Here is a 2330-nt window from a genome sequence, read left to right as displayed (position 1 = left end):
ATGGCGAAGGCGAAATACGAGCGGAAGAAGCCGCACGTGAACATCGGGACGATCGGGCATGTGGACCACGGGAAGACGACCTTGACGGCGGCGCTGACGAAAGTGTGTGCGGATAAAGGGATGGCGAAGTTCGTGAGCTATGACGAGGTGGCGAAGGCGAGTGAGAGTCAAGGGCGACGGGATGCGACGAAGATCATGACCATCGCGATCAGCCACGTGGAGTATGAGACGGACAATCGGCATTATGCCCACGTCGATTGCCCGGGGCATGCGGACTATGTGAAGAACATGATCACGGGGGCCGCGCAGATGGACGGGGCCATCTTAGTCGTCAGTGCGGCGGACGGGCCCATGCCGCAGACCCGGGAGCACATTCTGTTGGCGCGGCAAGTGGGGGTGCCCTACATCGTGGTGTTCTTGAACAAGGCCGACAAAGTCGATGATAAAGAGCTCTTGGAGCTGGTGGAGTTGGAAGTGCGCGAGCTGCTGACGAAGTACGGCTTCCCGGGGGACAAGACCCCGATCATCCAGGGCAGCGCGTTGAAGGCGATGGAGGCGGATCAGGGCGAATTGGGCGTGCCGTCCATTCTGAAGCTGTTGGAGGCGGTCGATACGTACATTCCGACACCGCAGCGGCCGATTGACAAGCCCTTTCTCATGCCGATTGAAGACGTGTTTACCATCAGCGGCCGCGGGACCGTGGTGACGGGGCGGTGTGAGCGCGGCATCGTGAAAGTGGGCGATGAAATCGAGATTGTGGGGCTGCGGCCCACGCAGAGCACGGTGGTGACGGGCGTGGAGATGTTCCGCAAGGTGCTGGATGAAGGGCAGGCGGGCGATAACATCGGCGTACTGTTGCGGGGCACCAAGAAAGAAGACGTCGAGCGGGGGATGGTGCTGTCGAAGCCGAAGACGATCACGCCGCATACGAAGTTCAAGGCGGAGATCTATGTGTTGACGAAGGAAGAAGGCGGGCGGCATACGCCGTTCTTCAACGGGTATCGGCCGCAGTTCTACTTCCGGACGACCGATGTGACCGGCGTCGTGCAGCTCAATCCGGGGGTGGAGATGGTGATGCCGGGCGACAACGTCAGTGTGACGGCAGAGTTGATCAGTCCGATCGCGATGGATCAGGGGCTGCGGTTTGCCGTGCGCGAGGGCGGCAAGACGGTCGGCTCGGGCGTTGTCACTGAAATCCTGGCGTAAAATTGAGGTAAATGGGGGTAACCGTCGCGCGTCAACCGTCCGAAACGGAAAGCTTCCGGATTTGTGACGGCTGGCGGATGAAGAATTACGGAGCAGAAAATGCGCGAAATCATCGACATGGCTTGTACGCTCTGCAAACAGCGGAATTACTCGTCCATGAAGAACAAAAAAAACGATCCGGATCGGTTGGAGCGAAACAAGTTCTGTAAGTTCTGCCGAAAGCATACGCCTCATAAAGAGGTGAAATAAGGTGAGGTGCCAAGGGGTGATGCGTTTGGGGTGAAGGGCTTACCGATTGGCTGGCGTCTCGCGTTTCACGATCGAGTAGGGGCATGGTGTTAATGGCAGCACATCGGTCTCCAAAACCGAGAGTCTGGGTTCAAATCCTAGTGCCCCTGCCACCGCAAGGTTGCTCGTGCTGGGCGCCATTGTATGGATCTTGGCGCCTGGAGGGACATCTTGGTGGTTAGTTTAGTTGGTTGAGCATTGTGAGCGCTTCTCGTGCGGTCGACCTCTGAGATTGTATGAGGCGTATGGTTACCGTGAATTGATTGCTAGGAGTTCAAGGTTGGTAATCGCTGGGAATGTCCCGAGTCGGACACCGGAAGGCGGAGTCATTGATGTTTAAGCGTATGACAGAATCGATTCGGCTATTTGTGACGGATGTACGAGCAGAGCTGAAAAAGGTTTCGTTTCCGAGTCGTGTGGAAACTATCGGCTCAACGACGGTGGTGATCGTGTTCTGCATTTTGATGTCGCTGTATTTGTCCGTCATTGACTCATTCCTTTCCTGGTTGGTCGGCAAATTCATCTAAGCCTACCGAGAAGAGGCAAGGGGAATCAGCGGTAATTCACCGAAGACCTGAGGGTGGTGCATGACAAAGAATTGGTACGTCATCCATACGTACGCCGGTTTTGAGGGGCGAGTGAAGACCAGTCTCATGGAGCGCGCAAATCAAATGGGGCTTGTCGAGAAGGTCGGGCAGGTGCTTGTTCCGACGGAGGACGTGATTGAAATTAAGGACGGAAAACGGCGGACCTCTCGGCGCAAGTTCTTCCCCGGCTATGTCCTCGTGGAGTTGGAGTCTCCATTGGAGGATGAGACTTTGCAGATGATCAAGGAG

At 56.4% G+C, this 2330-nt stretch carries 4 protein-coding genes and 1 tRNA gene; all 5 read left to right on the top strand.

Going from position 1 to position 2330, the window contains the following annotated elements; all coding sequences use genetic code 11:
- Entirely contained in the window at positions 1–1206 is a 1206-nt protein-coding gene (gene tuf, locus ACOSYY_RS10290; RefSeq protein ID WP_421662243.1) for an elongation factor Tu, read from the top strand.
- A 99-nt stretch (positions 1207–1305) separates the two neighbouring features.
- The gene (gene rpmG / locus ACOSYY_RS10285) at positions 1306–1455 is read left to right on the top strand and encodes a 50S ribosomal protein L33 (RefSeq protein ID WP_421662241.1); all 150 of its coding nucleotides are present in this window, start codon (positions 1306–1308) and stop codon (positions 1453–1455) included.
- A gap of 77 nt (positions 1456–1532) precedes the next feature.
- Positions 1533–1607 (top strand) — tRNA-Trp (locus tag ACOSYY_RS10280).
- Positions 1608–1826: 219 nt separating this feature from the next.
- The gene (gene secE / locus ACOSYY_RS10275) at positions 1827–2021 is read left to right on the top strand and encodes a preprotein translocase subunit SecE (protein WP_421662240.1); all 195 of its coding nucleotides are present in this window, start codon (positions 1827–1829) and stop codon (positions 2019–2021) included.
- Between the two features lie 60 nt (positions 2022–2081).
- Positions 2082–2330, top strand: a 249-nt coding sequence (locus ACOSYY_RS10270; RefSeq protein ID WP_421662238.1) for a transcription termination/antitermination NusG family protein, incomplete at its 3' end; no start/stop codon positions are given.

The sequence above is a fragment of the Nitrospira sp. BLG_2 genome, from assembly GCF_049222245.1.
The sequence above is the reverse complement of the archived record's forward strand: the minus strand, read 5'-3'. Positions and strand labels throughout refer to the sequence as shown.

Bases quoted from the DNA above. Each gene is read 5' to 3' on its own strand.
- tuf (WP_421662243.1), top strand. From the start codon at position 1: ATGGCGAAGGCGAAATACGAGCGGAAGAAGCCGCACGTGAACATCGGG.
- rpmG (WP_421662241.1), top strand. From the start codon at position 1,306: ATGCGCGAAATCATCGACATGGCTTGTACGCTCTGCAAACAGCGGAAT.
- secE (WP_421662240.1), top strand. From the start codon at position 1,827: ATGTTTAAGCGTATGACAGAATCGATTCGGCTATTTGTGACGGATGTA.